General features: G+C 66.6%; 4 protein-coding genes and 1 pseudogene. All 5 read left to right on the plus strand.

Features of this window, described 5'->3' with window-relative positions; genetic code table 11:
* The first annotated feature begins 126 nt into the window (after positions 1 to 126).
* The 5 genes and pseudogenes from istB to ACL02U_RS07570 all read left to right on the plus strand — a co-directional run bounded on the left by istB (position 127) and on the right by ACL02U_RS07570 (position 6,225).
* Positions 127 to 918: pseudogene (gene istB, locus ACL02U_RS07550) on the plus strand (IS21-like element helper ATPase IstB).
* Positions 919 to 1,722: 804 nt separating this feature from the next.
* A complete protein-coding gene (locus ACL02U_RS07555; protein ID WP_412789890.1) occupies positions 1,723 to 2,607 on the plus strand; it encodes an alpha/beta hydrolase in 885 nt (294 codons plus the stop codon).
* The gene (locus ACL02U_RS07560) at positions 2,604 to 3,854 is read left to right on the plus strand and encodes a glycosyltransferase (RefSeq protein WP_412789882.1); all 1,251 of its coding nucleotides are present in this window, start codon (positions 2,604 to 2,606) and stop codon (positions 3,852 to 3,854) included. Before ACL02U_RS07555 ends, ACL02U_RS07560 begins: the two co-directional genes overlap by 4 nt.
* Positions 3,855 to 4,263: 409 nt before the next feature.
* On the plus strand, positions 4,264 to 5,604 hold the full coding sequence (gene ccrA, locus ACL02U_RS07565; protein ID WP_412789883.1) for a crotonyl-CoA carboxylase/reductase: 1,341 nt from the start codon (positions 4,264 to 4,266) through the stop codon (positions 5,602 to 5,604).
* A gap of 492 nt (positions 5,605 to 6,096) precedes the next feature.
* A complete protein-coding gene (locus ACL02U_RS07570; RefSeq protein ID WP_412789884.1) occupies positions 6,097 to 6,225 on the plus strand; it encodes a hypothetical protein in 129 nt (42 codons plus the stop codon).
* Positions 6,226 to 6,283 lie beyond the last annotated feature (58 nt).

Here is a 6,283-nt window from a genome sequence, read left to right on the forward strand (position 1 = left end):
AACCTATCCGACCCCCATGACAGCACCACCATCACCTGGCCGGCGGGCATCCCGCACCGGCCCCGACCTGGAAAGAGCACTTTCATGAACGACAGCCCTGCCCAACCCGCCGCGACGCTGCCCCGCATGCAAGCACCCGCTTCGGCGGTCGCCGCAACGTCCGGCGCCGCGTTCGACGAGGCGATCGCGCTGACCCGGCGACTGAAGCTGCCGCACATCCGCCGGGCGATGACGGAGATCATCCCCACCGCGAAGGCCTAACGCTGGGATCCCGCCGAGACCGTCCGGGCCCTGCTGGCGGAAGAGGCCGCCGGCCGCGACGCGGCCAACCTCCGCACCCGCCGCACCCGCGCTGCCTTCCCGACCGGCAAGACTTTCCACATCTGGAACGAGGAGGCGTCCTCGATCCCGGTCCCGACACAGTCCGCGCTGCGGACCCTGGAATGGGTCGGCCGGCGCGAGAATCTCTGCGTCGTCGGCCCCTCGGGGACGGGGAAGTCGCACTTCAGCGAGGCGCTCGGCCAGTTGGCCGTCGACGCCGGGATGACGGTCGCCTGGTTCACCATCGAGGACCTCGGAGCTCTGATCCGCCGTCACCGCGTCGACGACTCCATCTCGAAGGCCATCAGTCGGATCACCCGGACCGACTTGATCATCGTTGACGACATCGGGCTCCTGCCCGTCTCGCCGGACGCAGCCGAGGGCTTCTACCGTCTGGTCGATGCCGCTTACGAACGGCGGAGTCTGGCCGTCAGCAGCAATCTTCATCCGTCGGGATTCGACGAGATCATGCCCAAGACCCTCGCCACCGCGACCGTCGACCGGCTCCTGCATCACGCCCACGTCGTCGTCACGCAGGGCGACAGCCACCGCCTTTCCGAGGCCACTACCGGCCGAGGCATCGTCCCCCTCGGCTGATCCACAAGCGGGGAGATCAACTGTCCACCGGGGACTTTCAGCGTCCACCAGTGGGGAGATCAACTGTCCGCGAGCGGGGAACTCCTACTGTCCCTTGACACTGTTCCGGCGTGACGCCGGGCTCGCGGTTGCGCGCGGGCCCGCACGACGTCCCTGCGGAGCTCCTGGGGATACGGCTTGGGTACTGCGACATCCTTCCAGGCCGCTTCTCTCCGGCCAGGTCACGCTGTCACCTGACCATGCGGCAGTCCCGAGGTTGGGGTGGGTTGTTCGGGTGGTGTTCCTGTGTCTGGTGGTGTGTCTTGTGGTGCCAGAGAGTCTGATTTTGCATCCTATAAACCGATAATCACATGTGTAGGTTGAGGAGGTGTGTGGAGGGGGTGGCGGGGTGTGTCGCGGGTCTCGGACGTGGATGGCCCGGGTCCGTTGCGGTCCGGCTGGTGTGTGGTGTCTGAATCGGTATTTCCGTGGTTCGACTGGTGCGTAGCGATTCAACGCTGATTGCTGTGGTGCGGTCTGTCTGTTTCTCGCTGGCGTGTTCTGCGGGGCTTGAGTGTCCATTGTTTCCCTTCTGATGGGGTGCTTCGGTCTATGTCGTCGGTTGCCGTCTTGCCGTCAGGTGCCAGGGTGCCGGGTTGTGCTGTTCTGACGTTGCTGGTGCTTGTCATGGCGTTCGGTGCTCCGACGGGGGCGGTTGCTCGTGGTTCTGGTCCCTTGCCGGTGCCACCGGTTCCCGAGGCGACGATCACTGCCGTGACGAGGATTGACGGGCGTATGGAGGACTTGGAGGTCGCTTCGCCGGCGATGGGGAGGACGATCCCAGTCCGGATCATCCTTCCCGGTCGTTGGTACAGGAACAGCAGGGCGCGGATTCCCGTGCTCTATCTGCTGCATGGGGGGAACGACGACTACACGTCGTGGACGCGTGAGACGGATGTGGAGCGGCTTTCGGCGCGGTCGGACGTCCTGATCGTCATGCCCGATGGGGGTAAGGCCGGCTATTACAGCGATTGGGTCGACGGCGGGCCTCGTTGGGAGACCTTCCATACGGTTGAACTCGTGCGCTTGATGGAGAAGCGTTTCCGGGCCAGTTCGTCGCGGGCTGTCATCGGTTTGTCCATGGGTGGGTTCGGTGCTCTGAACTATGCGGCGCACCATCCGGGGATGTTTCGGTATGTCGCTGCGATGAGTTGTTACGTCGATCTGGCCGATCCTGCTGTGTGGCTCGTGATCGCACTCGGTTCTGCTCGGGATGGCATGGATATCCGGCGGGTATGGGGCGACCCCGTCAAGAATTTCGGTACCTGGTTGGCTCATGATCCAGCGGCGATGCCGCGCGCTTTTCGGGGCACCCGGGTTCACCTGTCTGCGGGGGATGGGACGGCCGGTCCGTTGGACAGTGGTCATGCGCTGGATGTGGTGGCGGTGGGGGCGGTGGGCGAGTCGATGCTGTCGGAGCCGATGAGGAAGTTCGCTGCGTCGCTGCGCGCGGTGGGTGTGCAGACCACGACTCACCTCTATGGGCCGGGTACGCATTCCTGGCCGTACTGGGAACGTGAGCTGCATGAGATCTGGCCTTCCGTCATGGCGTCACTGGGGGGACACGCCGGGGCGGGGCACGATCTGCCCGCTCACTTTCCGTCTGTGGTGCGGCAGCGGGTTGATGCCGCGGATCGAGAGGGGCGATGAGCGTGGGCCGACAGGTAGTGATCTTCGCTGCGGGTTCTCGCGGTGACGTCCAGCCGTGTGTGGGTCTGGGCCGGGCGCTGGCCCGGCGGGGTGACACGGTGCGTGTGCTGGCGAGTTCCCGCTATCAGGACCTCGTCGACGGCGCGGGGCTGCAGTTCCGTCCCCTTCCCGCCGACCCTGTGGAGATCGTCCGGTCGGCGGAGGGCCAGGAGCTCCTTGCCGGTCCGACCAATCCCGTTGCGTTCGTCCGCGGTATCGGCAGGGTCCTCGGGCCTCGGATCGGCCCCATCCTCGAGGCGACGCGGGCGGGTGCCGAGGGGGCCGATCTGGTCTTGGCTCCCGCCTTCAGTTTCGTCGGTGTCCATCTGAGCCAGTACCTGCGTGTGCCTCATGCGGTCATCCACTTTCAGCCAGGCCATCCCACGGGGAGGTTTCCGCATCCGCTTGCTCCGGCCGCCCGATTCCTGGGTTCCCTCGGCAACCGGCTCAGTTTCGAGGCGGTCGACCTGGCGTCCTGGCTGGTGTGCCGTCGTTTCGTCAATTCCTGGCGCAGCGGGAGCCTGGGGCTGCCGGCATTGTCCCTGACGGGTCCCGTCCGAGGTATTCGCGCGGCTCCCGTCCTGTGTGCGTTCAGTTCCACGGTTGTGCCGCGGCCCGCCGACTGGGGGCCGAACGTTCATGTGACCGGTTTCTGGCACCACGAGCGGTCCCAGTGGCAGGCGCCTCGGCGGTTGCTGTCTTTTCTGGACGACGGCCCTCCACCGGTGTATGTCGGGTTCGGCAGTATGAGTACCAAGGATCCCGAGGCCACCCAGCATCTCGTACGAACGGCGCTGCGGCGGGCGGGGCTGCGGGGGGTGCTGGCCGGGGACCCCGCGACCAGTGAGCAGGACATGCTGGTGGTCGGAGACACTCCGCACGACTGGCTGTTCGCCAGGACGGCCGCGGTCGTCCACCATGGCGGAGCAGGCACCACGGCCGCCGCTCTGCGTGCCGGGGTGCCCTCCCTGGTCTGCCCGTTCTTCGGTGACCAGGCCTACTGGGCCGACCGGGTCCACGCTCTGGGTGCGGGCCCTCGACCGCTGCCCGCCCGGGACCTCACCGTTGCGGCTCTCGCCCAGCGCCTGCGCGCCCTCACCACGGACACCGCCTACGCGGGCAACGCCCGTCGCGTCGGCCGTCTGCTGAGGGCCGAGGACGGCACTGCCGGCGCCTGCCGGGTCCTGGACGGACTCGTCTGCCGGTGACGCGCGGCGGGCTCCCGCTCGCCGGGCGGCGCGCTGCGACCGCCGGTGGGCCGGGCTCGGATGCACTGCGCGGATCCGTTCCTGCCCGTCGGTGGTGACGATCACGCCGTGGGCTGCCGGTTTCCCGTCCGCGGGTGGGTGGGGTGTGTGGGTGTTGTTGTGGTGCTGGTTGGGGTGGGTTGGGTGGTGGTGTGTGTAGCTCGTGTGGAGTAGGGGGGGTGTTGTTGTGGGGGGTGGGGGGGTGTGTGTGAGCTGGGTGTTTGTGGGTGGGGTGGGGGGTGTGGGTGGTTGTTGGGGTTGCGTGGTGGGGGGTGGTGGAGCTTGCTTGTTTTAGGTGTTGTGGTGGTGGGGGTGGTGTGTGTGGGGGGTTGGGGTCTTTGTCGGGTCGAGTGGTGGGAGGTTGTGTGTGATGGGTGATGGTTTGTCGGAGGCGGTGGTGGCGGGTGTGGAGGGGTCTGTGTTGGCGTCTTTGCCTGTGCCGGATTGTTTTCCTGCGGCGGTGGTGCGGGCTGTGGATGTTGACATGTTTGCGCAGGTCAGGGACAAGGATGTGCGGAAGTCGTTGTCGGTGGAGGGGGTGGCGATGCCGGAGTTGGCTCCGGATGAGGCGTTGGTCGCTGTGATGGCGAGTGCGATCAACTACAACACGGTGTGGTCGGCGATGTTCGAGCCGTTGCCGACGTTTCAGTTCTTGAAGCAGATGGGGAGGTCGGGTGGTTGGGAGGCTCGTCATGATCTTCCTTATCACGTGTTGGGGTCGGATGCGTCTGGTGTGGTGGTGCGGACGGGTTCGTCGGTGCGGAAGTGGAGGGTGGGGGATCATGTGGTCGTCGCGCCGGCTTATGTGGACGAGCAGGATCCTGATACTCACCGGGACGGGATGTTGGGGGATGGGCAGAAGGCGTGGGGGTTTGAAACGAATTTCGGGGGGTTGGCGCATTATGCGGTGGTGCGGGCGAGTCAGTTGATGCCGAAGCCGGCGTTGTTGACGTGGGAGGAGGCGGCTGCCAATCCGCTGTGTGCGAGTACTGCCTATCGCATGCTGGTCAGTGATCGTGGTGCGCAGATGAAGCAGGGGGATGTTGTTCTGGTGTGGGGGGCGACGGGTGGCCTGGGCTCCTACGCGGTGCAGTTGGTGCGTAATGGTGGCGGTATCCCGGTCGGGGTGGTCAGCTCCGAGGAGAAAGCGGCGATGTTGAGGTCGTTGGGTTGTGAGGCGGTCATCGACCGTTCCGAGATCGAGGGCGGGGATCCCGCTGCGCTGGAGCAGCCGCAGGGGTGGAAGAGGCTCGGTGCTGCCATTCGTGGTGCGGTGGGGGAGGATCCGCACATCGTGTTCGAGCATGTGGGGCGGAGGACGTTCGCGGCGTCGGTGTTCGTGGCCCGTCGTGGTGGCACGGTCGTCACCTGCGGCTCCAGTACCGGTTACGGGCACACCTACGACAACCGTTATCTGTGGATGCGTCTGAAGCGGGTGATCGGTAGTCATGGCGCCAATCTGCATGAGCAGTGCGAGGTGAACCGGTTGTTCGCTCTCGGGCATCTCGTGCCGGCGTTGTCGACGACCTACGCCCTTGAGGATGTGGGGTCTGCGGCGCGGAGTGTGCAGACCAACCAGCACATCGGCAAGGTCGGTGTGTTGTGTCTGGCTCCGCGTCCGGGGCTGGGTGTCACGGACCCGCAGGCTCGGGCCGAGGTCGGAGAGAGCCGCCTGAGGTTGTTCCAGAGGGTTGAGCACAGCCACTGCTGAACCCGGGGGCCGGCGGTCGTGTCTTTCTCGCCGCGCCTCGCGGCGTGCGCTGCGGGGGCGGCCGGGGGCGGCGGGGGGATGGTGTCCCACCGTGTGCGGCGCCGTTCCGGTGGCTGGTGGCTGGTGGCTGGTGGCTGGTGGCTGGTGGCTGGTGGCTGGTGGCTGGTGGCTGGTGGCTGGTGGCCGGTGGCCGGTGGCCGGTGGCCGGTGGGGGCTTGCTGGTGCCTCTTCACCGTCCGTGATCGCGCGCCATCGGCGTTGTTGCGGGAGGGGGTTGGTCGGGGCGGCGGGGCTGATTGCGTTGATCTGCGTTACCGGTCGGTTGGGTTGGGGTGGTGCCTGCTGGGGCCGTGATCTGGTCGGTGGCGGCTTGCAGCGGGATGGTGAATCCTGCGCGCTGCGCGTGCAGTTGCGGGTGTCGGGTGGTGGGGTCGTTGGCGCGCTGTTCGCCAAGGAGTCCTCTCAAGTGAAGGTGGCCAGGCTGGCTGCGTTGTGCGCCGCGCTGGAGTGCACCCCAACGACCTGATCGAGGTCGACACCACCCCCGTCGAAGGGCCCATCGCACCTCCTCGTTCAGTCGCCGACCTGTCGCAGGCCAGCGTTCCGCTGGGGGCCGGTTGAGGTTCCCCCTGTTGGCCGGACAGCTTGATACTGGGACGGATGGTCCCGGAGGAAGCAG

Source organism: Streptomyces sp. MS06 (assembly GCF_047200655.1).
Taxonomy (GTDB): domain Bacteria; phylum Actinomycetota; class Actinomycetes; order Streptomycetales; family Streptomycetaceae; genus Streptomyces.